Genomic DNA, 25,752 nt, shown 5'->3' on the forward strand with positions numbered 1-25,752 from the left:
CTGGCGATGATGTTGCCCATCGTGGCCCGCCTGTCCCCTGCCATGAGCACGCCGCCGGCGTAGGTCAGCGACACAATCGTGGTGGCGTGCGGTGCGAGGTCGGTACCGGTGTGGTTCGCTGCGTTCCGGGCAGAGGGAAGTGCGGCGGGGTTCTGTGCGGCGATGTAGTCGGAGAAAGAGGTGGAAGCGGCCCGACCTATGGTTGCGGCCGCGTCTTCCGGCAGCATGCGCTACTGTCCGCCCTTCTGTACGAATCCGCGGACAAACTCTTCTGCATTGGACTCCAGCACGCCGTCGATCTCGTCGAGGAGGTCGTCAACACCCTCGGTTTGGCTGGTGTCCTGCGACTGTCCGGCGGCCGGAGCGGGCGTGGGGTCCGGTGCGACCTCGTCCTGCTCCTGGGGCCGTGATCCGGTGTTTCGCTGATCCTGTGTTGCCATGGTGAGAGCCCTTCTCTGGTGCCTGTTGTCGGCTACTTCTATGGTGCCATGCTGGGTTCCGGACCGCCCTGCAGGCGGGAGACAAATTCCTCAGCCGTGCGCGAACCGTCAAACAGGCGCTCGGTCAGTGCCGCCGTCCCGCGCAGGGGCTCCCTGGTCTGAATCCGCTGCAGCCGCCGCTGTGAAGGCAGTTCGAAGATGATTGAGTCCCAGCTTGCCCCGACTACTTCCTTCGGGAAGGAGGAGATGCATCGCCCCCGGAAGTAGGCGCGCGTGTCGCGGGGCGGGTTGGAGGCGGCCGCGAGCACATCCTCCTCGCTCACCAGCCGTTCCATCGCTCCGCGCGCGGCAAGCCGGTAGTGGATTCCCTTGGCCGGCCTGAGGTCGGCGTACTGCAGATCGATGAGCGCCAGGCGGGGGTCCTTCCACTCCAGCGAATCCCGGTCCCGGTATGCTTCGAGCACCTTCAGTTTCGCCACCCAGTCAAGCTGCTGTGCCGCGTCCATGGGATCGGTGCGCAGCGTTGAAATGAGGGACTCCCAGCGCCGCAGCACCGCCGCCGTCTGTTCATCACCGCCTCCCTGGAGGTCTACGGCGGAACGGGCCGCTTCCAGGTAGATCTCCTGCACGTCCAGGGCAGTGACCCTGCGGCCGTCCGCGAGGGTGACGAGGTGGCGAAGCGATGGGTCGTGGCTTACCGCCTGGAGCTCGCGCACGGGTTCGGCGATTTCCGGTATCGGGGCCAGCTCGTTCTCGATCAGCGCCAAAACCAGTGAGGTGGTGCCGAGCTTCAGGAAGTTGGACACCTCTGAAAGGTTGGCGTCACCAATGATGACGTGCAGTCGGCGGTACTTTTCAGCTACGGCGTGCGGCTCGTCCCTGGTATTGATGATTGGCCTGCGGACGGTCGTCTCGAGGCCCACCTCATTCTCGAAGAAGTCCGCCCGCTGGCTCAACTGGAAACCGGGCGACTGGTTCAGTGCGCCGATCCCCACCCGCCCTGCACCACAGATCACCTGGCGTGTCACGAAGAACGGGATGAGCGCCGCGGCGATCTTCCCGAAGGGGACGCTGCGGGGAACGAGGTAGTTCTCGTGGGACCCGTAGGAAACGCTCTTGCTGTCCGTGTTGTTCTTGTAGAGGATCACAGGGGAAAATCCGGGGGTCCGGGCGATCCGCTCCATTGCACACTGCACAACGACGTCGCCCGCCCGGTCCCATCGCACCGCGTCCAGGGGGCTGGTCACCTCCGGACTCGAGTACTCAGGGTGCGCGTGGTCCACGTAGAGCCTGGCACCATTGCCGAGCACCAGGTTCATCAGCACCGCGGTGTCTTCCGGGGAGTCGATGGGCCCCTGATCCACCATGGCAACCTGCTCGGCTGTGAGAACCGGAGGCTGGTCGGTAAGTTGCGACGGATCGGCCGCTGCCCGCCCCAGCTGCCAGCCGCGGGCGTCGGACAACGGGGCCTCGTCCGTGTAGTCCCAGCGCGTCCCGGCGAGGTTACCCAGGCCTTCCCGAAGGGTAGCGGCGTAGGCGTTCACCACCTGCGTGGAGAGCACTGTGGCATTGGCGTCCGGGATTCCGGGCGCAATGATCCCGTATTCGGTCTCTGTGCCCATGACCCGGTGGACTGTCAGAGGTGCTGCATCTATGGGTGGTACAGGTGAAGAGGAAGGTCCCGTCACAGATACTGTCCTGTGTTGGCGGTCGTTTCGATGGTCTTGCCGGGCTCCTGCCCGGCCTTGCCCTGGACGATCGTCCGGATGTACGTGATGCGCTCGCCCTTCTTGCCGGAGATCCGTGCCCAGTCGTCCGGGTTGGTGGTGTTGGGCATGTCTTCGTGCTCACGGAACTCGTCCACCACAGCCTGCAGCAGGTGCTCGATGCGCAGCCCCTTGTGTCCGTTCAACAGCAGATCCTTGATTGCGCTCTTCTTCGCACGGTCCACCACGTTCTGGATGACGGCGCCGGAGTTGAAGTCCTTGAAGTACAGCATCTCGGTATCACCGTTGGCGTAGGTCACCTCAAGATATTCGTTGGACTTCTCGGTCGAGTACATTTTCTCCACCGTCCGGCGGATCATCGCGTGGATTGTGTCCGGAACGCTTCCGCCGTACTCGGCGAGATCATCACGGTGCAGGGGCAGATTTTCGGTGATGTATTTGGCGAAGATCTCCGCGGCCCCTTCGGCGTCAGGGCGGTGGATCTTGATCTTCACGTCGAGACGCCCCGGACGCAGGATTGCCGGATCGATCATGTCTTCACGGTTTGAGGCGCCGATGACGATCACGTTCTCAAGTTTTTCGACTCCGTCGATCTCGCTGAGCAGCTGCGGCACGATAGTGGTCTCGACGTCGGATGAAACGCCCGTTCCACGCGTGCGGAACAGCGAGTCCATTTCATCGAAGAAGACCACGACCGGCGAACCGTCCGACGCCTTCTCGCGGGCTCGGGCGAAAATCAGCCGGATGTGCCGCTCCGTTTCGCCGACATACTTGTCGAGCAGTTCCGGGCCCTTGATGTTGAGGAAGTAGCTGCGGGTTTCCTCGGATCCGGTCCGTTCGATAGCCCGCGCGGCGAGCGAGTTGGCGACGGCCTTGGCGATCAGGGTCTTCCCGCAGCCTGGCGGGCCGTAGAGAAGGATCCCCTTGGGAGCCTTCAGCCCGTGCTCGCGGTAGAGATCCGGATGGAGGAACGGCAGCTCTACGGCGTCCCGGATCTGTTCGATCTGCGGACCGAGGCCTCCGATGTCCTCGTAGGCGATATCCGGCACCTCCTCGAGGACCAGGTTCTCGACCTCGCTGCGGGCGATTTTCTCAAGCGCGTAGCCGGTTCGGTTGTCGACGGACAAAGCATCGCCGACGCGGATTTTCTGTTGCTGCAGCGGGCCGCTCAGACGCACGACGCGCTCTTCATCGGCACGGCCGATGACCAGGACCCGGTCCTTGCCGAGCAGTTCCTTGATTGTCACCAGTTCGCCGGCGCGCTCGAATGCGAGACCCGCGACGATTGTCAGGGATTCATTCAGGAGCACCTCCTGCCCGGGCATCAGCTGGTCCACGCTGACCAGCGGGCTGACCGCGACCCGGAGTTTGCGGCCCGACTGGAAGATGTCCGCGCTGTCCTGGAGGGAGGCCTGCGCGCCGTTGGAGCCGTCGGTGGACGACCGCGGGTTCACCTCGATGACGGTTGCGAAGCTGAAGGGCGCCGCCCCTTCCTTTTCCAGGGCAGCCTTCAACCGGACGATCTCGGTTCTGGCAGCTTCGAGCGCAGCGACGAGCCGCGTGTTGTTCTGGGTAGCGGCTGCCAGCTGACGGTCGATGTGGCGTAGTTTGTCGCGGAGAACATTGATCTGGCGCTGGGCGACGGCAAGCTGTCCGTCGGCGGGAGACCGGCCGGAGTCAGGCGCTGACTGCGGCGTTCCGGAATCGTTATTCGATGTATCCAACGCGATCGCCACCTTCACCGTTGTCGTTGCGTTCTCCTTCGACCATAGCGCAGTGAACGGGCGATCCGACTGAAAGTGATAACTTCGTCATCTTGCCCCCGCGCGCCTCAGTCGACCGGGTCGGCCGCCTGGGAATCGCGCCGCGCCTGCGCCTCCTCGGGCGGAAGGGCTCCCCGCTGGATGGTGGAGCTTGCGTCCCGTGCGACGCGCCGGAGCCGCTTGTCCGATACGGCCCGCTCGCCTACTGCCTGCGGAGTCCAGGCGTTGAGATCTTCCTCACTGAACCCGGTCTTTGACGGCCGGCGCTTGGTGCTGATGCCGGTCACGCCGTGGGCAAGCCTCCGTGTGGTGAGCAGGAAGCCGGTGTGCGCAACCATGCGGTGGTCGGGCCGCACAGCCAGACCCTCCAGGTGCCACCCGCGCACCATTGACTCCCACGCCTCAGGCTCGGTGAACCGCCCGTCTGCGCGGATTGCCTCAGCAGTGCGCGACAGCTGCGTCACGGTGGCGACGTAGTTGATCCAGACGCCGCCGGGCGCGAGCACCGTTGCTACGGCGTCGAGGCATTCCCACGGGGCGAGCATGTCGAGCACCACACGGTCCACGCTGCCCGGCTTCTCAGCCTCAAGGACCTGTTCCTGGAAGTCTCCCAGCGTGATCTGCCACGCCGGGTGTTCGCCGCCGAAGATGGTCTCGACGTTTCCCTTTGCGATATCGGCGAATTCTTCCCGCCGCTCGAATGAGTGGAGGTACCCGTTGTCCCCGACGGCGCGCAGCAGGGAGATGGACAGCGCACCTGATCCGACGCCGGCTTCCACCACCCGTGCTCCGGGGAAAATGTCAGCCATGGTGACGATCTGGCCCGCGTCCTTGGGGTACACCACGGCCGCACCGCGCGGCATCGAGAGCACGAAGTCGGACAGCAGCGGCCGGAGCGCCTGGTACTGGGCGCCCGTGGTGTTGGTGACGATTGTCCCTTCGGAGGCACCGATCAGCTGGTCATGGCTGAGGAATCCCTTGTGCGTGTGGAACGCCCCGCCCGGGGTCAGCGTGATGGTGTTCATCCGCCCCTTCTCATCGGTCAGCTGCACGCGCTCGCCGGCACGCAGAGGCCCACGGCGTGCCGCTGCTCCGTGCGGCTGAGGGGCTTGGGGCTGCACGGCCTCGGGCTCGGTTTCCGTGCGGGACTGGCTGGTGTTCATGAAAATCCTCCGGTGGTTCTTCAGGCAGCTGCAGGGCGCCCGGGTGCTGTAGGTGTCAGTTGATGCCGGGGTGGCGGCGGCCGGTGATCGCTGCAACAACCACGGACTGATGCAGCAGGCCGGTGACGGTCCCCTGCCTGTCCATGACCGCGTACTCGCTGCCCGCCAGCCTGGCCAGGTACTGCACCAGCTCCTGCCCCTCAGCAAATTCGGGGACGTACGCGCCGGGTGCGAGCGCCCGGGCCACCGCGTTGGCCGGCGTTCTGTCTGCCTGCGAGTCGGGGACGGCCGCGAGCGCTCCCTGGTCCACGACCGCTTCCGGCAAGCCGTTCGGACCGGTGAGTACGACGTCGATACCCGGCCTGTCGGCGATCAGCCGCTTCACCTGGTGCACCGAGGTGCCGGCCAGCACACCCACCGCGGGGTGTTGCAGCCTCCCCGCGCTCACCGCGGGGAGGCGGAGGCGCATCCTGGCGTTGGAAATGGCCGAGCTTGCCCCAATCCATAGGAAACCGCCCATGACGACGGCGACAAGCACGGTGACAACGCCTGGCTGGCTCCCGGCCACCAGCGGTACCAGTACCACGGCGGCCACAATTCCGACGGCGATGATCCGCCCGCTCCAGCCCGCGGCTACGGTCCCCTTCTCCTGGCTTCCGGTTGCACGCCACACAGCGGATTCGACGATCCGCCCGCCGTCGAGGGGTAGTCCGGGAAGCACATTGAAGGCGGCGACGAGGAAGTTGGCCCAGATCAGGATGTTGGCGAGGAGATTGGCCACTCCGGTGGGCTCCACCAGCTGGAGTGCACCCCATCCGAGAAGCGCCAGGACCAGATTCGCGGCGGGTCCCGCAAGAGCAACAATCAGTGACCTGCCGGGACTTGCTGCGAAGTTCTCGAACTGGGTGTGACCGCCCCAGAGGTTCAGGACGATCCTCGTGGTCGGCCAGCCGAACCGGCGGGCGGACAGGGCATGAGCAAGTTCATGAATGAGTACCGAAGCCGCGAGCAGCACTGCATAGGCGAACGCGACGCCGTAAGCGCCCGGTCCAAGGGTGGGATAGAGGTCCGCCACCTGCGGACCGAAGACAATGACCACAAAGGCCGCGATGATGAACCAGGACCATGCGAGAACCACTGGAATGCCGAGGATCCGCCCCAGCGGTATGCCGTCCTGGCGGGCCGCTTCCATCCGTCGGGACCTGCTCACGCGGTTCGCCTGCGGCCGGAGTGGTCCCCGGCATGCGGGTGAACCAGGTCTTCCAGATCCTCCACCCCGCGTCCGTCGAGGGTGGGCCACTGATGGTCGCTGGAGTCCGGCGGCAATGCAACGAAATGCGGCACACCGAGGGTAAGCACTCCGGCGGCCTTCGCCGAAGTAACCCCCGGCAGGCTGTCTTCAATCGCAACGACCCGGGCCATGTCCAACGGACGCCGGGCGGAAAGCTCCTCGAATGCGGTCTCGTAGGCCTCCGGGTCAGGCTTTCCCTTCGCCACGCGGTCGCCTGTGACCAGAAGCTCAAAGGTGCCGTCCGGAAGGTGGGAAGCCACCTCGGCGGCCAGGGCGTGCTCGGACATGGTAACGAGGGCGCAGGGAATGCCGCGGTCCCGAAGCTCCAGCAGAAGCTCCCGCGCTCCGGGCCTCCACGGGACTGCCTGGCGAACCTTGGCGGTGACCTCTTCGGTGAGCGTGTCGATGATCTCCCGCACGCTGAGCTGCACCCCCGCCTCCTGCAGCACTCCGGCTGAGAATGTGAGCGCCTGGCCTACCAGCCCTTCAGCCTTCTCATCCGACCATGTTCCGCCGTGCGCTGCGACAAGCCCGTACTCAGCCTCGATCCAGTACGGCTCGGTGTCCACGATGGTGCCGTCCATGTCCCAGAGCACCGCCTGGAGGCGGCGCCCGGCTGGCTCACTGTGCCCGGCACTGCGCTGCATGTCCGAGGGCACAGCCGTATCGCTGGAAGGGGTGACCATGCCCCAAGTCTACGTGCCCATGCAGGGCCGCCCTGCGGGTGCGCTCTACGCGAAGCGGCGAGGTGGCGCCTGACAGGGCAGCGGCAGAGGTTTAGGGTGAAACGGTGAGTACGTTCGAAGACAACCAGACTGAGGGTAGACCCGACGGCATCCCTGCGCTGTTCCCGGAGAGGGACGCCGGGCGCCGGATCACCGTCATGCTCGCCGCCTTCGAAGGATGGAACGACGCCGGTGAAGCAGCAAGCGATGCCCTGAAATTCCTCGGCACCCAGTGGGACGGCGAAAAGATTTCAACCATCGATGCTGATGAGTTCTACGATTTCCAGTTCACCCGGCCGGTCATCAGACGCAACAGCTCCGGTCAGCGAAGGATCAAGTGGCCCACTACGCGGATCAGCAGGGCCTCCGTTCCCGGGAGCGACCTCGACGTCATTCTCGTTCACGGCGTGGAACCTTCCTATAAGTGGCGCGCCTATACAGCAGAGCTTGTCGGTATGGCGAAGGAACTTGAGGTCGATTGCCTGGTGCTCGTTGGAGCGCTCCTCGCCGACGTGCCGCACACCCGCCCTATTCCGATCACTGTCTCTTCCGACGACGACCTGGTCCGGGAGTCGCTCAATGTGGAGTCCTCAACCTACGAGGGGCCCATCGGAATCGTCGGGGTTCTTGCCGAGGTCGGTCAGCTCGCCGACATTCCGACACTGTCCATGTGGGCTGCTGTTCCGCACTATGTCGGTCAGTCTCCCTCGCCCAAAGCCCAGCTGGCCCTCTTGAACCGGCTTGAGGAACTGCTCCATGTCAGCCTGGATACCCAGGCCCTGGCCGAGGAAGCGGAGGCATGGGAGCGCGGGGTGGATGAACTCTCCACTGAGGACCCGGAAGTCGCAGCCTATGTGCGGCAGCTGGAGGAAGCGAAGGACACCGCGGACCTCCCGGAGGCAAGCGGTGAGTCCATCGCACGGGAGTTTGAGCGCTACCTCAAGAAGAGGCGGAAGGACTAGTCCTTCAGGCGCACGCCCAGCAGCGCGTCAAAAGCATCCGCTGCCAGCTGTGCGCCGTCGTCGGTTCCGGTGAGGTGGGCGGTTTCGGCACACCAGCTATCCACTGCCCGCAGGGCGGCGGGCGCGTTGAGGTCGTCCGCCAGAGCTTCGCGCAGTTCCCCCAGCAAACGCAGGACCGACTCCCTGGTTGCGCCGGCAAGCGCGGCGCGCCAGGCATCCAGCCGGGTATGCGCCGTCTCGAGCCCTTCCGATGTCCAGGACCAGTCGGAACGGTAGTGGTTGGCCAGGATGGCCAGGCGGATGGCGGCCGGTTCCGTTCCGGCTTCCCTCAGCGCCGACACCAGAACCAGGTTTCCCCTGGATTTGCTCATCTTCTCGCCCTCAAGCCCCACCATGCCGGCATGCGCGTAGTGGCGGGCGAGCGGGCGGCCCGAGATGGCCTGGGCGTGCCCGGAACTCATCTCGTGGTGGGGGAACATCAGGTCGGATCCCCCGCCCTGCACCGCAAAGGGAGCAGGAAGATGCTGCAGTGCAATCACCGAGCACTCAATGTGCCATCCGGGACGGCCGGTGCCCAGCGATGCCCCGTCCCACGAGGGCTCCCCCTCCCGTGCCACCCGCCAGAGAAGGGGGTCGAGCGGATGGTGCTTTCCCGGCCGCGCGGGGTCCCCTCCGCGCTCAGCGAAAACAGGGATCATCTCCTCGCCGCTCAGGTGGGAGATGAAGCCCGGCTTCCACTGCGCCCCGCCCGCGGTTTCCGTAAGCTGCGAAGCCCGTTCAACCGAGAAGTACACGTCACCGTCCGGCTCGGTCTCCGATCCCGGGACCCGGTAGGCGAGGTTCCGCTCAAGCAGGTCTTCAATCACCGGGACGATCGCCCCGATCGTCTCGACGGCGCCCACATAGTGATCCGGCGCGAGGACGTTGAGTGCCTCCATATCGGTGCGGAAGAGTTCGGTCTGCGATTGGGCGAGGTCCATCCAGTCGACATCCGTCGCCGCGGCACGCTCGAGGAGCGGATCGTCGACGTCGGTGACGTTCTGCACATAATCGACGGTTGAACCGGCGTCGCGCCAGAGCCGGTTCAACAGGTCAAACGCCACGTACGTTGCCGCGTGGCCCATATGGGTGGCGTCATAGGGAGTAATCCCGCAGACGTACAGTCCCTGCCGGGGCTCGCCGGGCAGCTTCGCGAAGGCTTCCAGCGCGCTGTCCCAGAGCCGGATGGGCGGCGGGGTGCCGGGCAGGTCCGGAACAGAACGGGTACTCCAGGAAATCACGGTTCTACCTTACGGGTTGGAAACGGGCGCTTCGCTGTCCGCACGGATGGCGGACCCTGTCCTTACGCGCTGATGACGCCGAAGCCGAGGAGGAGGAAAATGACCAGCCCCAGCCCGATCCGGTACCAGACGAAGATGCCATAGCTTCGGGTCGAGACGAACTTCAGGAACCAGCCGATGATGACGTATCCCACGGCAAACGCGATCACGGTGGCGAGCAGTGTTTCGCCCGGACCGTAGGGGCCGGGCGTTCCCGCGCTCTTGTACAGCTGGTACAGCCCGCTGCCGAAAACCGCGGGGATGGCGAGCAGGAACGAGTACCGGGCGGCCGCCTCGCGGGTATAGCCCATCAGGAGGCCCGCGGTGATGGTTCCGCCGGAACGGGAAACACCGGGGATGAGGGCGAGCGCCTGCGCGAAACCGTACAGAATGCCGTGCCGGTACGTGAGCCGGTCAAGGGTGAGGCGCTGCCGTCCGATAGCGTCGGCAACAGCAAGGATGACGCCGAAGACAACCAGCATGGTTGCCACCAGCCACATGCTGCGGAAAGTGCTCTCGATCTGCTCCTGGAAGAGCAGCCCCAGGATGACGATCGGCAGCGTGCCGATAATGACCAGCCATCCCATCCGCGCATCCGGGTCATGTCTGGACACCTTGTGCGTCAGCGACCCCCACCACGCCCCGATGATCCGGAGGATATCCCGCCAGAAATAGACGATCACGGCCGTCTCTGTTCCCAACTGGGTGATGGCGGTGAACGCCGCTCCCGGGTCCTGTGCCCTCGGGAGCAGTTCTCCCATGATCCGAAGGTGCGCACTCGATGAGATTGGCAGGAATTCGGTAAGGCCCTGAACGAGGCCCAGGACGGCCGCTTCGATCCAATTCACAGATAAGACCCTACGTCACCGGTTCCGGCACCCGCGTCAGCGCCCCGGCCTCCCACCCCTCGCTAACGCTCGGCGCGGGTCCCTCGGCCAGTAGGCTTAGGCCTATGCAGTGGCGAAATGTGGGCGGTAGCGGACAACTGGTATCTGTGCTCGGCCTCGGGACAATGACCTGGGGCATGGACGTCGATGAGGAAGCCGCCCGCGAGCAGCTGCGGGTGTTCGTCGAGGCCGGAGGCACCCTGATCAGCACGGCCGCCCGTTTCTCGGACGGCCAGGCTGAAGCGGTTCTCGGATCGCTCCTCGGCGATGTGGTGGCCCGGTCCGAAGTTGTGCTCGCCGTACTCGGTGGGGTTCCCCGTGGTTGGTCCGCCGGGCGTCTGGACGTCTCCCGGAAGGGTCTTCTCGATTCTCTGGATGCGTCACTGTCGCGCCTCGGAACCGACAGCGTTGATTTTTGGCTGGCCCCTGCGGCCGACGCGGGCGTCCCCGTGGAGGAGACCCTGCAGGCGCTCGACTGGGCGTACCGCTCGGGGCGGGCCCGCTATGTCGGTGTGACCAATCACACCGGATGGGAGTTGGCAAGGGCGTGTGCAACTGCCGGTTTTCCCATCACTGTCCATGAGACGGAGTACTCGCTGCTGAGCCGTGGCGTGGAGCAGGAGGTTCTCCCGGCGTCGCAAGCCTTCGGTGTGGGAACTTTCGCCTGGGCGCCGCTCGGGCGGGGTGCATTGACGGGAAAGTACCGTTCGCAGCTACCGGCGGACTCCCGCGCCGCGTCTGAGCAGTGGGCCGGGTATCTTGAACCGTATCTGTCCGGCCGTGCGGCGAGAATCACCGATGCGGTGTGCACCGCTGCCCGCGGACTGGAACTCTCGCCCGCAGACGTGGCGCTTCGCTGGCTGCTTCACCGGCCAACCGTGGCGTCGGCCGTGCTGGGCGCGCGCACCGGGGCCCAACTGAAGGACCTGCTGGCGTGTGCGCTGGCGCCGCTGCCCGAACAGATATCGGGTGTTCTGGACGAGGTCTCAGCTCCCCGCTAGCGCCGGGGAATCAGTGGCTCCGTCAGGACCTGCTGGCCGGCTCCTCTTCCTCTTCTTCTTCCTCTTCATCGTCCTCGTAAATAACGAGCGGCGTCACTTCGCCGTAGGCGTCATACAGCGATTCCTCGTACGCCTCGAAAGAATCCGCAATCGACAGGTAAGCGGCTTCGACCGCCGGATCATCGTCTCCCCTGCGCGATGCGGCAGCGGCAAGATGCTCTTCGAGTGCGGAAACCAGCGATTGCAATGCGACACGCGGATCGATGCTCATGGTCTAGACGTTATCGGTAAAGTGAAGCAAATTGGAGGGAAATGCGCGAACAATTTCTGAATGCAACCGCCACCCGGAAACGCGACTACGGCCGCCAGTATGAGTACCTGGTGCTCACGGTAAATGCGGGTGAGCCGCTGTCCGCGGCGCGCCAGCTCCTCACCGAACATGCCGAGTACGGCAAGTGGGAACTGGAACGCAGCTGCATCTATCTTGGCGGTCACCGCCGTTTCTGGCTCAGGCGCAAGGTTCTGAGGGTCCAGCGTACCGCGTGAAGGTCAAACTACTCCTGCTGCTCCGGGCCCAGCCAGGCGGTTGCCACTGTCCGGCGTGCCGACTCAAGGCTGGACGGATGGAAAGCCCCCGCCGCTACATCCCGGAACAACCGGCTGACCTCGCTGGCATTGAAATAGCCGCGGCCCCCCGACACCGACGCTGCGGCATCCACAAGCTCCCTGGCCGCGCCGGTGGCATGGATCTTCAGCGACACGAGTTTGGCGAACCACCTGTCCCCGTGATCGACGCCGTCGTCAAGCTCTGCGGCCACCACCCTGATATGCGCGTCGAGCGACTCCCAGCTCATTGCCGCATCAGCTACGGCAGCCCGCACCCCCGGGCGGGACGCCACCGGGACACCGTCCATACCGGCGCTCCGCTCCAGCGGTGCAAGGACCGCAAGTTCGAGGGCACGATCAGCTATGCCCGCGTAGACAGCACTGATGAGGGTCTCGAACGCAGCGAAGACGGCGAACACAAACGGATCCCTGTTCGGGCCCACCGGGAGGTGGCGGAAAATCCATTCAGACGGAATGACGACGCCGTTCAGGCGCGTGGTGTGTGACTGCGTCGCACGCATTCCCACAGTGTCCCAGTCCTCGACGGTCTCGATCCCCGCAGAGCCCCGGGTGATAAAACCCTGAACCAGCTGTTCGCTCCCCGCACCGGTGCTCTTGCCCAGGACTCCGAGGCGGGTCCATACCGGCGAGAGACTGGTGAAGATTTTGGTGCCGGTAAATCTATAACTGCCGTCCGGCTGATGTTCGGCGACCGTCCTGGCGTCGAACAGTACGGCTTCATTGCCGGGCTCGGACAGTCCGAATGCGAAGACCTCCCCGGCAGAGGCCTCGGTGAGAACGGTGCGCAGCGAACTGTCTCCGCCCTGTTCGAGCAGCCTCGCCACCGCTGTCCAGACAAGGTGCATATTGACGGCCAGCGCAGTCGCAGGCGCTGCCGCAGCAAGTCTTCGCTGGCAGGCGACCGCCTGCGCCATGCCGGCGGCAGCACCGCCGTCGTCCTCGCCGCAGAAGAGCCGGAGGTAGCCCCGTGCGGCAAGCTCCTCAAAATCCTCCCGGCAGAATTCATTGCGCGCGTCATAGCCGGCGGCGCGCGAACGAAATCGGTCAAGAAGCTCTACGGGAAGAATCTCCTCGGGGGTGGCCCGCATCAGCTGCCCGTGAGCAGCCGGTTGAGGACGCGTGAACCGAACCGGAGGGAGTCTGTCGGCACCCGTTCGTCCACCCCGTGGAACATTCCGGTGAAGTCCAGGTCGTCGGGCAGACGCAGCGGAGCGAAGCCGTAACCGGTGATGCCGAGCCTGCTCAGCGACTTGTTGTCGGTTCCACCGGAGAGGGTGTACGGGAGGACCTTCGCTCCCGGATCTTCCGCAAGCAGGGAGTCCACCATCATGTCCACCAGGTTGCCGGCAAACGGTACTTCCAGCGAGACATCCTTGTGGGCGTAGCTCACGTCCACCGAATCCCCCGCGAGCGACTTGATGGTCGCGAGGACTGCTTCCTCCTGCCCGGGGAGTGTGCGGACGTCAATGAGCGCCTCGGCGCTGCCGGGAATGACGTTGTGCTTGTAGCCGCCTTTCAGGACGGTGGGGTTGGAGGTGTTCTGCAGGGTGGCGCCGACGAAGCGGGCTACGGTGCCGAGCTCCTTCAGAAGGATCTCCGGATTGTCGGCGTCGAACTCGACTCCGGTGAGCTCGGTGACGCCGTCCAGGAACTGGCGCATGGTGGGGGTCAGCTCAACCGGCCACTGGTGTTCACCGATCCGCGCCACCGCCCGCGCGAGTTGGGTGACTGCGTTGTCCGTATTGATCTGCGAGCCGTGTCCGGCCCGCCCGTGGGCCACCAGGCGGAGCCACGAGATGCCCTTCTCCGCGGTCTGCAGGAGATAGGTGCGCTGGCCGCCGATGGTGGCGGAGAAGCCACCCACTTCAGAGATAGCCTCCGTAGCGCCGTCGAACAGCTCAGGCTTGTTGTCGACCAGCCACGAGGCTCCGTAATTGCCGCCGGCTTCCTCATCGGCGAAGAAGGCGAAGATGAGGTCGCGTCTGGGCTGGATTCCTTCGCGCTGCATCGACCGGAGGACGGAAAGGATCATGGCGTCCATGTCCTTCATGTCCACCGCCCCCCTGCCCCAGATCAGCCCGTCCCGTTCCTCCGCGCTGAAAGGATCAACACTCCAGTCCTCCTTCTGCGCGGGAACCACATCGAGATGGCCGTGAACAACCAGCGCGGGAAGGCTTGAGTCGCTGCCGGCCATCCGGGTGATCACCGATGCGCGTCCAGGCGCCGATTCGAACAGTTGCGCCTCCAGCCCCACTTCCTCGATGAGGCCGGCAGCGTATTCTGCTGCCCTGCGTTCCCCGGGACCTTCATTGTCTCCGAAGTTCGAGGTGTCAATCCGGATCAGTTCGCGGCAGATCCGGACGACTTCATCTTCGGGGGCGACGCCCATTGCAGACCTCCATCGGTAGTGGGTGATGAGACCAGCCTACCGATGCGCCGCCCCGGCGTAGTGACGGCGCTGTGATCTGCAGCACGATCAACGCCTTACGGGCCCTAGTTGCCTCAGGCCACGGTTAGTCTGGGTGGCGTCACTGCCGATTCGGCGCACACTTACCTCTCTGGGGAGCTCATGAAGACCATCAGGATCGCGGCCACCGCCGCTGTCGCCCTCGCTGTACTTACCGGTTGCGGTGAGTCCGGTACCACCGCCGCTGTGTCCCCGGACGCGGCACCGACCCCCGCCACCTCAACCGCACCGGCGCAGAACATTTCCGAACCTGCCGTCAACGACCTCATGTCGGAGCCCACCGCCGCCGGCGCCAAGGCATTTCTGCATCACGTCTTTGAACTGAAGTCCTACGCACAGCAGACCGGCGACGTCGAGGCCCTGCTCGCCGCCCTTGACGGAGCGGACGCAGCGGTGGCCGATGCGGAAGCGATCAGCCAAAGGTATGACGACGGCGGCTGGATCCTGGGCGGGCAGCCCAAGGTGAAGCAGATCCTGGTCACCACCCCTGCCGAGGAGATAGCCGAGGGAGTTGAGGTTGACGCCGTGATCCCGGTCAACCCCGATGCGTACACAGCGTTCAACGGCGAGGGTGAGGTGGAAGAAACCCGTCCCTTCGACCCGGCCGGCTCCATCTACTCAGCCACTGCCGTCTACTCCGACGGAGCCTGGAAGGCGACGTACCTCGAGGAGACCCCGGACGCGGAGCTCCCTGCCGCCGAGTAGTATCCCGTCGCCTTGGGTGCGCCCGCTCTCCAGTATCGGAAAGGGCGGGCGCACTGGTGTACCACCACCGCATGAGGGCACAAAAAAACCCCGGAAAACCGGGGTTTTTGTTGTGCGCGGAGGGGGACTTGAACCCCCACCCTCAATAAGAGGACTAGCACCTCAAGCTAGCGCGTCTGCCATTCCGCCACCCGCGCAGGTGGTGTTTTCGAGGATCAAAACCTTCGAAAGCAGCGAGAAAAACTCTAACACGATCAGGGCCCAGGAGTTCAATCGAGGAGGTTCGCCCGGAGCTTTTCGGCGATGGCACGGATTCCGATGAAGGTTTCCTCGAACGATGTGGACAGCGGAGACAGCCCGAGACGAAGGCCGTCTGGATTGCGGAAGTCCGGAATAACGCCGTCGTTCCACAGGTCGGAGAGCATTGTGCGGAACTCAGGGTGGTCGATCGTCAGGTGACTGCCGCGCTGGTCGGGATCGCGGGGTGAGGCAATCGTCACCCCGTAGGAACCCATCAGTTCCTCGACCGTGTCGACGGCGAAGGAGGTGAGCCTGACCGACTTCGCCCGGACAGCGTCCATACCGGCGTCTTCGAGAACGTCGAGCATGTCCTGCAGGGCGAGCATCCCGAGGATCGGCGGTGTACCGGAAACCATGCGGCGGATCCCCTCCGCGGGCTGGTAGCCCGAACCCATCCCAAATGGATCCGCACTTCCCAGCCAGCCCTGGATGGGCTGCGAAAGGTCGGTCAGGTGCCGCTGCGCGACATAGGCCCACGCAGGGGCCCCTGGGCCGCCGTTGAGGTATTTGTAGCTGCAGCCCACCGCGAAGTCGGCGCCGCACGCGTCCAGGTGCACCGGAACCGACCCGACCGAGTGGCTCAGGTCCCACACGATGAGTGCTCCGGCGTCATGCACCTGCCGCGTGATTGCCTCCATGTCCGCGATGTGAGCGGAACGGTAGGCGACATGGCTGAGGACGACGACGGCGGTGTCCCGGCTGAGCACGCGGCTCACCCCCTCCGGAGTAGGGCCGGCGTCGTGGTCGGCCTCCACCCAGCGCACCGACAGGCCGCGGTCGGCTGCAATGCCCTCGACGATAAACCGGTCAGTGGGGAAGTTGTCGCGTTCGATGACGATCTCGGAGCGTTCTGGCCGCAGGGCGAGCGCTGCCCGGATGACCTTGTAGAGGAGCACGCTCGTGGAATCGGCAACCACGCACTGCCCGGGGCCGGCGCCCAGGGTGATCCTGCCGATCCTGTCCCCCACCTGCTGCGGGAGCTGCAGCCAGTCCTCGTCCCAGCCGCGGATGAGCCGCCCACCCCACTGGTCCCGGACAAAAGCGGTCAGGCGTCCGATGGTTGCGCTGAGCGGGCGCCCAAGGGAGTTGCCGTCCAGGTAGGCCGTGATGGCGTCGTCGTCGTGCCCTTCGAACAGAAGCCGGTATGGTGCGAGCGGATCCTCGGCATCGAAACGGCGGGCAGCGGCGAGCCGGGAATCGTCATTCATGAGATCAGTGTAGGTGGGCACCACGCCGTTATTTTCACCCCGACGCACAGGCTGGCGGCCGTGCGACTATTCCGCGGCCATGGGACTATCCGAGGGCTTCGAGGCGTCCCACGAAATGGGCTCGACGGCGGCGTGGATCCCACGCGACCACCTCGGCTCCGTGCCACTTCGCCGAATCAGACCTGTCCACCTGGGCAGACAGCAGGATCTTCGACGGCAAGGGGACCGGGGTCCGGAACTCCACGGTCCATCGGAAGCCGGCGTCCTCCCCCGGCCCGGCCTCGGCCACCATCCGCGACGCCAGATACATCCCGTGCGCAATCGGGCGCTTCATGCCAAGCAGCCGCGCGGAGGGGACACCCAGGTGAATGGGGTTGTAGTCGCCGGACACCGCCGCATAACGCCTGCCGGTGTCCGCGGACAGCGGCCACTCCCCCGTGGGAAAGGCGGGCAGGCCCTCGTCCCGCCCGGGTTCGGCCGGTGTCGATGGGGCCGACAGGGTGCTGGACGCCTGGATGCCCTTGGCCAGATAGGTTGACCTGCCCGTCCAGACAGGTACACCCGCGGCTTCCACCTCCACCACCACGTCCACCTGGGTGCCGCTCCGGTGCGGCCGCAGGTTCTCGACCCCCGCGACCACGCTCAGGCGGGCGTCCGTCGGGACGGGGCGGAGGTGCTGCACCTCGTTCCTAAGGTGGATCATCCCGAGCAGCGGCAAGGGAAAATCAGGCCGGGCGAGAACGCTCACAGCCACGGGAAACGCGAGGATATGGAGATACCCGGACGGAAGGAACGCGGTCTGCGGACTGCGCATCAGGTGCTGGAACTCCCGGACCTTCTCCGGAACGGCAGTCACCCCGTCGAGCCGGTGGCGGTCAGTCGGCAACCGGAGGCTGCCGGCTTCCCGGCTGCGTCCGGGCTTCGCTGAGCGCGCCAGCGCAGCGGCGTACAGGGCGGTGAGCCGGGGCGGGGCGTGCAACAGCTGCTCCATCAGGCACCGACCAGGTTTTGGCCGCACACCCGCAGCACCTGACCGTTGACTCCGGCACTGCCCGCGGAGGCGAGGAAGGCGACCGCTTCAGCCACATCAACCGGCAGACCGCCCTGCTGGAGGCTGCTGAGCCGGCGCGCCACTTCCCGGGTAGCGAACGGGATCTTCGCGGTCATGTCGGTCTCGATGAATCCGGGAGCGACTGCGTTGATCGAACGCGCGGAGCCGCCGAGCGCATCCGCCGTGGCCCTGACCATTCCAATTACTCCGGCCTTCGAGGCGGCATAGTTGGTCTGCCCGCGGTTGCCTGCGATGCCGCTGGTGGAGGCGAGGCACACGATGCTCCCGGCACTACTGAAGTCACCGGATGCAAGGAGTTCCTCGTTGATGCGCAGTTGGGACTCGAGATTCACAGCCAGGACCGAGTTCCACCGCGCCGGATCCATGTTGGCCAGCAGACGGTCGCGGGTGATGCCGGCATTGTGCACCATGATGTCGAGAGATCCGTAACGGGTTGCAGCATGCCGGAGAATACGCCCGGCGGCGTCAGGAGCCGTGACGTCCACCTGCAGCGCAGTGCCGCCGACGCCGTTGGCAACCGCAGCGAGCTGTTCTCCGGCGTCCGGCACGTCAACGGCGATGATGTGCGCGCCGTCCCGGTGCAGCACGCGGACAATTTCCGCGCCGATCCCGCGCGCGGCACCGGTGACCACTGCCGTACGTCCCGCGAGCGGAGCAGACCGGCGCCGTGCCTGCGTACCGGCAGAGGTGCCGATGGTGATGAACTGCCCGTCAACGTAGGCGCTCTTGCCCGAGAGCAGGAACTCCAGAGCCGCGCCCACACCGGACGCATCCGTCTGTACGTCATCCCCGAGGAGGATTCCATTGGCGGTCGCACCGCCCCGCAGTTCTTTGGCCAGACTCCGCAGGGCGCCGTCCACAGCATGCCGGGCCGCAGCTGTCTGCGGCGCCGTGGCACCGGCGGTGGGCCTCGAGATGGTGATGACGCGGCCGCCCGGCCGGAGCTGGCGCAGCACCGATCCCAGCTCGAGAAAAGCACCCGACAGCTGAGCCGGTTCCCTCAGCTCGTCGAGGACGACGACGGCTGCCCCGAACTTCTCCTTCGGCCGCAGATGCCGCCGGACGTCGAGGTTCCATTCGAGGAGGATCGACGCCACGGCCTGCGTTCCAGGCGAACTGCCCAGGACCAGAACGGGGCCCGGGACCAGCGGCTCGCCGGAAACGTACCGTCGGAGCGGAACGGGACGGGGAAGCCCTGCTGCTTTCGCAACCCTGTCCAACGGCTGTGCGTTGACGAGCTTGAGGTAGGTGTCAGCCATGATCAGCGCGCCTCCAGGATCGCGACGACGCCCTGCCCGCCGGCCGCGCAGACCGAGATAAGCCCGCGCCCCGACCCCTTTTCCGCCAGGGACTTCGCCAGCGATGCAACGATGCGCGCGCCGGTCGCCGCGAAGGGGTGCCCGGCCGCAAGGGATGAGCCGTTCACATTCAGCTTGCTGCGGTCCACCGTTCCGAGGGCACCCGGGAGTCCGAGCTGCTTACGGCAGAAATCATCGTCTTCCCAGGCAGCGAGGCTCGCCAGGACGGTCCCTGCGAAGGCCTCGTGGATCTCGAAGAAGTCGAAATCGTCAAAGGTCATGTTGTTCCGGTGCAGCAGGCGCGGCATGGCATAGACCGGCGCCATCAGCAGGCCTTCCTTGCCATGGACAAAGTCAACGGCCGCCGCTTCGGCATCCACCACATTGGCCAGCATGGGCAGGTTGTTCTCCCGGGCGTACTCTTCGGAGCCAAGCAGCACCACGGCTGCGCCGTCCGTCAGCGGCGTGGAGTTGCCGGCGGTCATGGTGGCTTCAGCCGCTAGGTTGCGGCCGAATACCGGCTTCAGCGACCCCAGCTTCGACAGCGATGTGTCAGGCCGCAGGTTGCTGTCCCGCGATACTCCCCGGAAGGGCGTGACGAGGTCATCGAAGAAGCCTCGGTCATAAGCCTCCGCCATCCTGACGTGGCTTGCGAGGGACAACTCGTCCTGTGCCTGGCGCGTGATGTTCCACCGGGCGGTGGTGATGGCCTGATGCTCCCCCATCGACAGGCCGGTACGCGGCTCCGCCGTGGAAGGCGCGTCCGGCGAAAGGTCAGCCGGGCGAAGCTTCCGGAGTGCTGCAAGCTTCTGGGAGGTTGTCCGCGCCCGTGAGAAGTCCAGCAGTACGCGCCGCAGACCCTCACTGACCGCCACCGGGGCGTCCGAAGCGGAATCAACTCCACCGGCAATTCCCGACTCGATCTGACCGAGCTTGATCTTGTTGGAGAGGCCGATCACCGTCTCGAGTCCGGTGGCGCAGGCCTGCTGCACATCGTAGGCCGGTGTGTCAGCTGCCAATGCCGATCCGAGCACGGCTTCACGGGTCAGATTGAAGTCGCGCGAGTGTTTCAGGACAGCACCGGCAGCGACTTCTCCAATCCGTTCCCCCTGCAGTCCAAAGCGCGCGACGAGACCGTCGAGGGCTGCGGTCAGCATGTCCTGGTTCGAGGAATAGGCGTACGGCCCACCGGAACGGGCAAATGGGATGCGGTTACCACCGATGACGACGGCGGCACGCGGCTTCCCAACGGCGCCTGCGCCGCTTTCCGGGGTGGGGTTCTGCTCGCTGGGAAGTGAGTTCATTGCTGCTCCTTGGGTGGGGCGTACATGCGGGGTCGGGGCATGCGGTTGAAAATTCGGGAATCCGAGGGGGCCTCACGACCAGGAGGACGTCAGGACTCGAGTGTTATCGATACCCAGCGTACCTGATACGCTGGGTATCGTGAATCAGCTTATTGCACCCGCCGGTGCCGGTGCCGTCGACGGGCGGTCCAGCAGGTGGTCAAAGCATCGCGAGGCCCGACGCGCAGCGCTCATCAGGACTGCCCGCAAGGCCGTGCACCGGATCGGACCGGGTGCCTCGATGGAGGAGATCGCCTCGGCCGCTGATACGTCCAAATCGGTGTTCTACCGGTATTTCGGGGACAAGGCCGGGTTGCAGCGCGCCATGGGCGATGAAGTGGTCAGCCGAATGCAGGAGCAGCTGATTGAGGCGGCCAGGAACGCCGCCACCCCCCGGGAAGGCCTGCGGGCCATGGTGTCGGCCTATCTTCAGATGGCTGAATCCTCACCGAACGTCTATGTGTTCGTGACGCAGCCGGCGCCGGAGTCCGGCTCCGCGCTGGAGGGCTCTCCGACGCTGAGTTCCTTCTTCGACGCCATCTCCGCCATGCTGGCCAGCCCCATGGTCGATTACCTTGCGGAGCAGCCGGCGACGACGATTCCGCAGCCGCTCGCTCTGTGGCCACGCGCGGCAATCGGTATGGTCCGTGCCGCCGGCGAACAGTGGCTGTCCATACCCCCCGGGCCCCACCGACCCAGCGAAGCCGACCTTGCCGATTCCATCACCACCTGGCTCTTCGACGGCATTGTGGCGGCCGTGCCGCACGCTTCTGCTGTCCGTACCCCACGCCGTAACCCACCCTTGAAGGACGAATCATGACCCAGACCGCCACGCGTCCGGAATTCCCGGTTCCCGCGACGCTCCCCATCCACGACGACGACGCCGCTGTTGTCAATGTTGCGGCCCTCGGCGAGCAGTTGCTCGGCCGCTGGGCGGACTCCCGGCGAACCGCCCGCGCGCTCGCCGCCGACCCGGCCCTGCACAAGGTAGAGGGGGCCACCTCCGCAGAGCACCGCGCGCGCTGCCTCGACCAGCTTCACCTGCTCGTGCGGAACAAGGCTGTGCACCGTGCGTTCCCGAGCGGGCTGGGCGGATCGGACGATCACGGCGGGAATATCGCCGGCTTCGAGGAACTGGTGGTCGCTGATCCTTCCCTCCAGATCAAGGCAGGTGTCCAGTGGGGACTGTTCGGAGCAGCGGTTCTCCACCTGGGCAGCGAGGAGCACCACAGCCGGTGGCTACCGGGCATCATGAACATGGACATCCCGGGCTGCTTTGCCATGACGGAGACGGGCCATGGGTCGGATGTATCGAGCATCGCCACCACCGCCACCTTCCAGCCGGAGACCAACGAGTTTGTCCTGCACACGCCGTTCCGTGCCGCCTGGAAGGACTACATCGGCAACGCAGCCATCGATGGGAAGGCAGCAGTTGTCTTCGCACAGCTGATCACGCGCGGGGTGAACCACGGCGTGCATGCGCTGTACGTGCCGCTGCGGGACGACGCAGGGAACTTCCTTGAGGGTATCGGAGGGGAGGACGACGGGCTTAAAGGCGGACTGAACGGCATCGACAACGGACGGCTGCACTTCACCCATGTGCGGGTACCCCGCGCACACCTGCTCGACCGGTATGGAAGCGTCAGCGAGGACGGCACCTACACCTCCCCGATCGAATCGCCCGGCCGCCGGTTCTTCACAATGCTGGGCACTCTCGTCCAGGGCAGGGTTTCCCTCGACGGCGCCGCCGTGGCTGCCAGCAAACTGGCCCTCAAGACCGCCATCCAGTATTCGGTGGAGCGCCGTCAGTTCACCACAGGGTCGGAACTGTCCGAAGAGGTACTCCTCGACTACCAGCTCCACCAGCGCAGGCTCCTTCCCCGCCTTGCAACCACCTATGCCGCATCCTTCGCCCATGAGGAGCTGCTCACCAAGTTCGACGGCGTCTTCTCCGGTGAGCATGCCAGCGACGAGGACCGGCAGGACCTCGAGACTCTTGCCGCGGCGCTGAAGCCGCTGTCCACCTGGCACGCCCTCGACACTCTCCAGGAGTGTAGGGAAGCCAGCGGCGGTGCCGGTTTCCTCACCGAGAACAGGTACACGTCCCTCCGCGCTGACCTTGACGTCTACACCACCTTCGAGGGCGACAACAACGTCCTGCTGCAGCTGGTGGCCAAGCGGCTGCTCGCCGACTACGCCAAGGAGTTCCAGGGGGTTGATTTCGGTGTCCTCGCCCGCTTCGTCGCCACCCAGGCTGCAGACCGGACACTCCACAGGACCGGTCTTCGCCGGGTGCTCCAGACCGTCGTCGACACCGGGTCGGAGCGAAAGTCAGCGATTGCGCTGCGCGACGAGGGAACGCAGCACGAGCTTCTCTGCGGACGTGTGGACACCATGGTGGGCGAACTGGCCGGCGCTCTCCGGGGCGCGCGCAGGCTCCCCCCGGCGCAGGCAGCCGCCGTCTTCAACCAGCACCAGCAGGAACTCATCCAGGCGGCCCGCGCGCACGCCGAACTCCTGCAGTGGGAAGCGTTCACAGCGGCCCTTCCCCGAACCGGCGATCCGGGCACCCGGCAGGTGCTCACGTGGCTGCGCGACCTCTTCGGCTTGTGCCTCATCGAAGACAATCTCGGGTGGTATCTGATGAACGGCCGGCTCTCCGCCCAGCGCGCCCGGACGCTCGGCCCCTACATCAACCGGCTGCTGCTGAAGCTTCGTGCGCACGCCGTCGACCTGGTTGACGCGTTCGGCTACGGTCCTGACCACCTGCGGGCCGCCATCGCCACCGGCGCCGAGCGCAGGCGGCAGGACGAATCGCGGGAATATGCGCGGATCCTGCGGGCGAGCCCCGACGCGCCGCTGGACGAGAAGATCCTTATCGCCCGGAAGGCGGGCAGGATCTAGAGGACCGAACGGTAGACATTCAGGGTGGACTCCGCGATGGAGTCCCACGAGAAGTGTTCCTCGGCCCGGGTACGCCCGCGTTTTCCCATGGAGCGGGCGCGCTCTGGGTCGGCGACCAGGGTGTTGACAGCCTCCGCGAAATCGTTCACAAATCCCTCCGGATCCAGCGGCGTGCCGGTACCGTCCTGCACCTGTTCCAGGGGAACGAGGGTGCCGGTCACACCGTCCTCAACCACTTCGGGGATTCCGCCGGTTGCGCTTGCGACGACGGCCGCCCCGCACGCCATGGCCTCAAGGTTCACAATGCCCAGCGGCTCGTAGATGGAGGGGCACGCGAAGACCGTGGCGGAACTGAGAACCTGGATCAGCTCGTGCCGCGGGAGCATCCGTTCGATGAGGATCACTGATCCGCGCCGGGCCTCAAGGTCATCGATCAGCCGCGCGGTTTCAGCCGCGAGTTCCGGCGTGTCAGCGGCGCCCAGGCAAAGCACCAACTGGACGTCCGACGGGATCTTCGCGGCGGCGCGCAGCAGGTACGGGACGCCCTTCTGACGCGTGTTGCGGCCGACGAATACGACGCTGGGACGGTCCGGGTCGATTCCCAGTGCGCGGACGGCGTCGTCATTGCGGTCCGGGGCCCACGCTTCGGTGTCGACACCGTTGTGGACCACCTGGACCCGTGCAGGATCAACATCCGGATAGCAGCGCAGGATGTCCTGGCGCATTCCGTCCGACACCGCGATGACAGCCGCTGCCGCCTCGTAGGCAGTCTTCTCGACCCAGGAAGACAGCGCGTAGCCGCCGCCGAGCTGCTCGGCCTTCCACGGGCGAAGCGGCTCCAGGCTGTGCGCGCTGAGGACGTGCGGGATGCCATGCAGGAGGGAGGCGAGATGGCCGGCCATATTGGCGTACCAGGTGTGCGAGTGCACCAGATCGGCGCCGGCGATGCCCTGCAGTATGGACAGATTCGTACCCAGGGTCTGGACCGCCGCGTTGGCATCGGCAAGGTTCTGGGGTACGCCATAGGTGCTCACCCGGGCGCCATGGTAGTCAGCCTCCCGCGGCGCACCGAAGCAGTGGACGCCCAGATCGACACGCCCGGCAAGCACGCGGGCCAGTTCCGCGACGTGAACACCTGCACCCCCGTAGATCTCCGGCGGGAACTCTTTTGTCACAATGTCTATTCGCACGTTTCCAACGTAGTGCAGGCGGGGCCAGTCCTCTAGTGTGAGTCGAACGAGGTCATACTCAAGGACGAGCGGAAGGGGATGAACCGTGGCAGTCAAAAAAGTGCTCGCGGTGGTACTGGCAGGCGGCGAAGGAAAGCGGCTCATGCCGCTCACAGCGGACCGGGCGAAACCCGCGGTCCCGTTCGCAGGAAGCTACCGCCTGATCGACTTCGCCCTGTCCAATGTGGTGAACTCCGGCTATCTGCAGATCGTGGTGCTCACCCAGTACAAATCCCACAGCCTGGACCGCCACATCTCCGAGACCTGGCGGATGTCCACCCAGCTTCAGCAGTACATCGCCTCAGTCCCGGCCCAGCAGCGCCGCGGCAAGAGCTGGTTCCTCGGCAGCGCCAACGCCATCTACCAGTCCCTCAACCTGATTCATGATGCCCATCCGGACATCGTGGTGGTCGTAGGGGCCGATCACGTGTACCGCATGGATTTCGAACAGATGGTGCAGGAGCACATCAGGAGCGGCGCGTCGGTGAGTGTCGCTGCGGTGCGCCAGCCGCTGCACCTTGCCGACCAGTTCGGCGTCATCGAGGTGGACCAGGCGAACCCGGGGCGCATCTCGGCGTTCGTCGAGAAGCCGTCAACCACGCCCGGGCTGCCCGATGACCCGGACAGCTTCCTGGCGTCGATGGGCAATTACGTGTTCAACACCGACGCGCTCATTGAAGCGCTTGAGATCGACGCGGCACGGCTGAACACCAAACACGATATGGGCGGGGACATCATCCCGCACTTCGTGGAGCGCGGAGATGCGGCCGTCTACGACTTCACCACCAATGAAATCCCCGGATCCACCGAACGGGACAGCCAGTACTGGCGCGACGTCGGCACCCTGGATTCCTATTACGACGCCAACATGGACCTCATCACGCCGCTGCCGCTGTTCAACCTGTACAACCTCGAATGGCCCATCTATACCCGGCAGAGCATTTCCCCGCCCGCCAAGTTCGTACGCAGCGCCACCGGCGTCTCGGGCGTCGCCCATGATTCGATCGTGTCCAACGGCGTCGTCATTTCGGGCGGCGCGGTGCAGGGGTCCGTCCTCGCTACGGATGTCTTCGTTGACGAGGGCGCGGACGTGTCAGGATCCGTCCTGCTCGATCATGTGACCATCGGTGCGGGGGCGGTGGTCCGCAAGGCGATCATCGACAAGAACGTCCACATCCCGCCGGGAGCGAAGATCGGCGTCGACCGGGAGATGGACCTCAGCCGGGGCTTCACGGTGACGGACTCCGGACTCACCATCCTCAGCAAGGGCCAGATCGTCCAGGAGTAGCGGGTTTCCACCCGGGTTGGGGCAGCCGCCGGA

At 65.5% G+C, this 25,752-nt stretch carries 23 protein-coding genes, 1 tRNA gene and 1 pseudogene; 7 read left to right on the top strand and 18 right to left on the bottom strand.

Annotation, left to right across the window (positions count from 1 at the left end):
- The 7 genes and pseudogenes from X803_RS16875 to X803_RS16880 form a co-directional block, all read right to left on the bottom strand.
- Positions 1-227, bottom strand: a pseudogene (locus X803_RS16875) (proteasome subunit beta); the annotation flags it as partial.
- 3 nt (positions 228-230) lie between these two features.
- A complete protein-coding gene (locus tag X803_RS0100485; RefSeq protein WP_026543586.1) occupies positions 231-440 on the bottom strand; it encodes a ubiquitin-like protein Pup in 210 nt (69 codons plus the stop codon).
- Between the two features lie 38 nt (positions 441-478).
- Positions 479-2,062: a depupylase/deamidase Dop gene (dop, locus tag X803_RS0100490; RefSeq protein WP_084033229.1), complete on the bottom strand. Its 1,584-nt coding sequence runs from the start codon at positions 2,060-2,062 to the stop codon at positions 479-481.
- 62 nt (positions 2,063-2,124) lie between these two features.
- Complete coding sequence (gene arc, locus X803_RS0100495; protein WP_026543588.1) at positions 2,125-3,891, bottom strand: proteasome ATPase; 1,767 nt, start codon at positions 3,889-3,891, stop codon at positions 2,125-2,127.
- Between the two features lie 107 nt (positions 3,892-3,998).
- Positions 3,999-5,093 (bottom strand): tRNA (adenine-N1)-methyltransferase, encoded by a 1,095-nt coding sequence (locus X803_RS0100500; RefSeq protein ID WP_051470310.1) that lies wholly within the window; start codon positions 5,091-5,093, stop codon positions 3,999-4,001.
- Between the two features lie 55 nt (positions 5,094-5,148).
- Positions 5,149-6,303, bottom strand: a complete 1,155-nt coding sequence (locus tag X803_RS0100505; protein WP_026543590.1) for a site-2 protease family protein — start codon at positions 6,301-6,303, stop codon at positions 5,149-5,151.
- Positions 6,300-7,070 (bottom strand): HAD family hydrolase, encoded by a 771-nt coding sequence (locus X803_RS16880; protein WP_343299583.1) that lies wholly within the window; start codon positions 7,068-7,070, stop codon positions 6,300-6,302. Before X803_RS16880 ends, X803_RS0100505 begins: the two co-directional genes overlap by 4 nt.
- 149 nt (positions 7,071-7,219) lie before the next feature.
- On the opposite strand from X803_RS16880, the gene X803_RS0100515 reads away from it, so the two are divergent.
- Positions 7,220-8,071 carry a proteasome assembly chaperone family protein gene (locus tag X803_RS0100515; protein WP_245702695.1) on the top strand — a complete coding sequence of 284 codons (852 nt, stop codon included), beginning with the start codon at positions 7,220-7,222 and terminating at the stop codon, positions 8,069-8,071.
- On the opposite strand, the gene mshC is transcribed toward X803_RS0100515, so the two are convergent.
- Both mshC and X803_RS0100525 read right to left on the bottom strand, forming a co-directional pair.
- The gene (gene mshC, locus X803_RS0100520; protein ID WP_026543592.1) at positions 8,068-9,351 is read right to left on the bottom strand and encodes a cysteine--1-D-myo-inosityl 2-amino-2-deoxy-alpha-D-glucopyranoside ligase; all 1,284 of its coding nucleotides are present in this window, start codon (positions 9,349-9,351) and stop codon (positions 8,068-8,070) included. The genes X803_RS0100515 and mshC overlap by 4 nt on opposite strands.
- Before the next feature lie 62 nt (positions 9,352-9,413).
- Positions 9,414-10,238 (bottom strand): undecaprenyl-diphosphate phosphatase, encoded by an 825-nt coding sequence (locus tag X803_RS0100525; RefSeq protein WP_026543593.1) that lies wholly within the window; start codon positions 10,236-10,238, stop codon positions 9,414-9,416.
- Positions 10,239-10,342: 104 nt separating this feature from the next.
- Here X803_RS0100525 and X803_RS0100530 point away from each other — a divergent pair, with 104 nt between their 5' ends.
- A complete protein-coding gene (locus X803_RS0100530) occupies positions 10,343-11,278 on the top strand; it encodes an aldo/keto reductase (protein ID WP_026543594.1) in 936 nt (311 codons plus the stop codon).
- A 22-nt stretch (positions 11,279-11,300) separates the two neighbouring features.
- Here the strand turns inward: X803_RS0100530 and X803_RS0100535 are convergent, their stop codons facing one another.
- Positions 11,301-11,549 carry a hypothetical protein gene (locus X803_RS0100535; RefSeq protein WP_026543595.1) on the bottom strand — a complete coding sequence of 83 codons (249 nt, stop codon included), beginning with the start codon at positions 11,547-11,549 and terminating at the stop codon, positions 11,301-11,303.
- 41 nt (positions 11,550-11,590) lie between these two features.
- Here X803_RS0100535 and X803_RS0100540 point away from each other — a divergent pair, with 41 nt between their 5' ends.
- On the top strand, positions 11,591-11,824 hold the full coding sequence (locus X803_RS0100540) for a DUF5703 family protein (protein ID WP_026543596.1): 234 nt from the start codon (positions 11,591-11,593) through the stop codon (positions 11,822-11,824).
- Between the two features lie 8 nt (positions 11,825-11,832).
- On the opposite strand, the gene X803_RS0100545 is transcribed toward X803_RS0100540, so the two are convergent.
- Both X803_RS0100545 and X803_RS0100550 read right to left on the bottom strand, forming a co-directional pair.
- Positions 11,833-12,993, bottom strand: coding sequence for an acyl-CoA dehydrogenase family protein (locus X803_RS0100545; RefSeq protein ID WP_035777354.1), 1,161 nt, complete (start codon positions 12,991-12,993; stop codon positions 11,833-11,835).
- The gene (locus X803_RS0100550) at positions 12,993-14,294 is read right to left on the bottom strand and encodes a M20/M25/M40 family metallo-hydrolase (protein WP_026543598.1); all 1,302 of its coding nucleotides are present in this window, start codon (positions 14,292-14,294) and stop codon (positions 12,993-12,995) included. Before X803_RS0100550 ends, X803_RS0100545 begins: the two co-directional genes overlap by 1 nt.
- Before the next feature lie 180 nt (positions 14,295-14,474).
- On the opposite strand from X803_RS0100550, the gene X803_RS0100555 reads away from it, so the two are divergent.
- Positions 14,475-15,077: a DUF6318 family protein gene (locus X803_RS0100555; RefSeq protein ID WP_026543599.1), complete on the top strand. Its 603-nt coding sequence runs from the start codon at positions 14,475-14,477 to the stop codon at positions 15,075-15,077.
- 113 nt (positions 15,078-15,190) lie between these two features.
- Here the strand turns inward: X803_RS0100555 and X803_RS0100560 are convergent.
- The 5 genes from X803_RS0100560 to X803_RS0100580 form a co-directional block, all read right to left on the bottom strand.
- Positions 15,191-15,274: transfer RNA gene (locus X803_RS0100560), tRNA-Leu, on the bottom strand.
- 72 nt (positions 15,275-15,346) lie between these two features.
- Positions 15,347-16,585, bottom strand: a complete 1,239-nt coding sequence (locus X803_RS0100565; RefSeq protein ID WP_026543600.1) for a kynureninase — start codon at positions 16,583-16,585, stop codon at positions 15,347-15,349.
- 85 nt (positions 16,586-16,670) lie between these two features.
- A complete protein-coding gene (locus X803_RS0100570; RefSeq protein WP_035777356.1) occupies positions 16,671-17,576 on the bottom strand; it encodes a MaoC family dehydratase in 906 nt (301 codons plus the stop codon).
- On the bottom strand, positions 17,576-18,916 hold the full coding sequence (locus tag X803_RS0100575; RefSeq protein ID WP_026543602.1) for a 3-oxoacyl-ACP reductase: 1,341 nt from the start codon (positions 18,914-18,916) through the stop codon (positions 17,576-17,578). The genes X803_RS0100570 and X803_RS0100575 overlap by 1 nt, the downstream gene beginning before the upstream one ends.
- Before the next feature lie 2 nt (positions 18,917-18,918).
- Positions 18,919-20,259, bottom strand: coding sequence for an acetyl-CoA C-acetyltransferase (locus X803_RS0100580; protein ID WP_051470312.1), 1,341 nt, complete (start codon positions 20,257-20,259; stop codon positions 18,919-18,921).
- A 139-nt stretch (positions 20,260-20,398) separates the two neighbouring features.
- Here X803_RS0100580 and X803_RS16885 point away from each other — a divergent pair, with 139 nt between their 5' ends.
- Positions 20,399-21,118, top strand: a complete 720-nt coding sequence (locus tag X803_RS16885; RefSeq protein ID WP_173400887.1) for a TetR/AcrR family transcriptional regulator — start codon at positions 20,399-20,401, stop codon at positions 21,116-21,118.
- Complete coding sequence (locus X803_RS0100590; RefSeq protein WP_026543604.1) at positions 21,115-23,202, top strand: acyl-CoA dehydrogenase family protein; 2,088 nt, start codon at positions 21,115-21,117, stop codon at positions 23,200-23,202. Before X803_RS16885 ends, X803_RS0100590 begins: the two co-directional genes overlap by 4 nt.
- Here the strand turns inward: X803_RS0100590 and glgA are convergent.
- The gene (gene glgA, locus X803_RS0100595) at positions 23,199-24,392 is read right to left on the bottom strand and encodes a glycogen synthase (protein ID WP_035777358.1); all 1,194 of its coding nucleotides are present in this window, start codon (positions 24,390-24,392) and stop codon (positions 23,199-23,201) included. The two genes, X803_RS0100590 and glgA, sit on opposite strands and share 4 nt — an antisense overlap.
- A gap of 85 nt (positions 24,393-24,477) precedes the next feature.
- On the opposite strand from glgA, the gene glgC reads away from it, so the two are divergent.
- The gene (gene glgC, locus X803_RS0100600) at positions 24,478-25,719 is read left to right on the top strand and encodes a glucose-1-phosphate adenylyltransferase (RefSeq protein WP_035777360.1); all 1,242 of its coding nucleotides are present in this window, start codon (positions 24,478-24,480) and stop codon (positions 25,717-25,719) included.
- Positions 25,720-25,752 lie beyond the last annotated feature (33 nt).

The sequence above is a fragment of the Arthrobacter sp. 35/47 genome, assembly GCF_000520475.1.
Classification (GTDB): Bacteria; Actinomycetota; Actinomycetes; order Actinomycetales; family Micrococcaceae; genus Arthrobacter_D; species Arthrobacter_D subterraneus.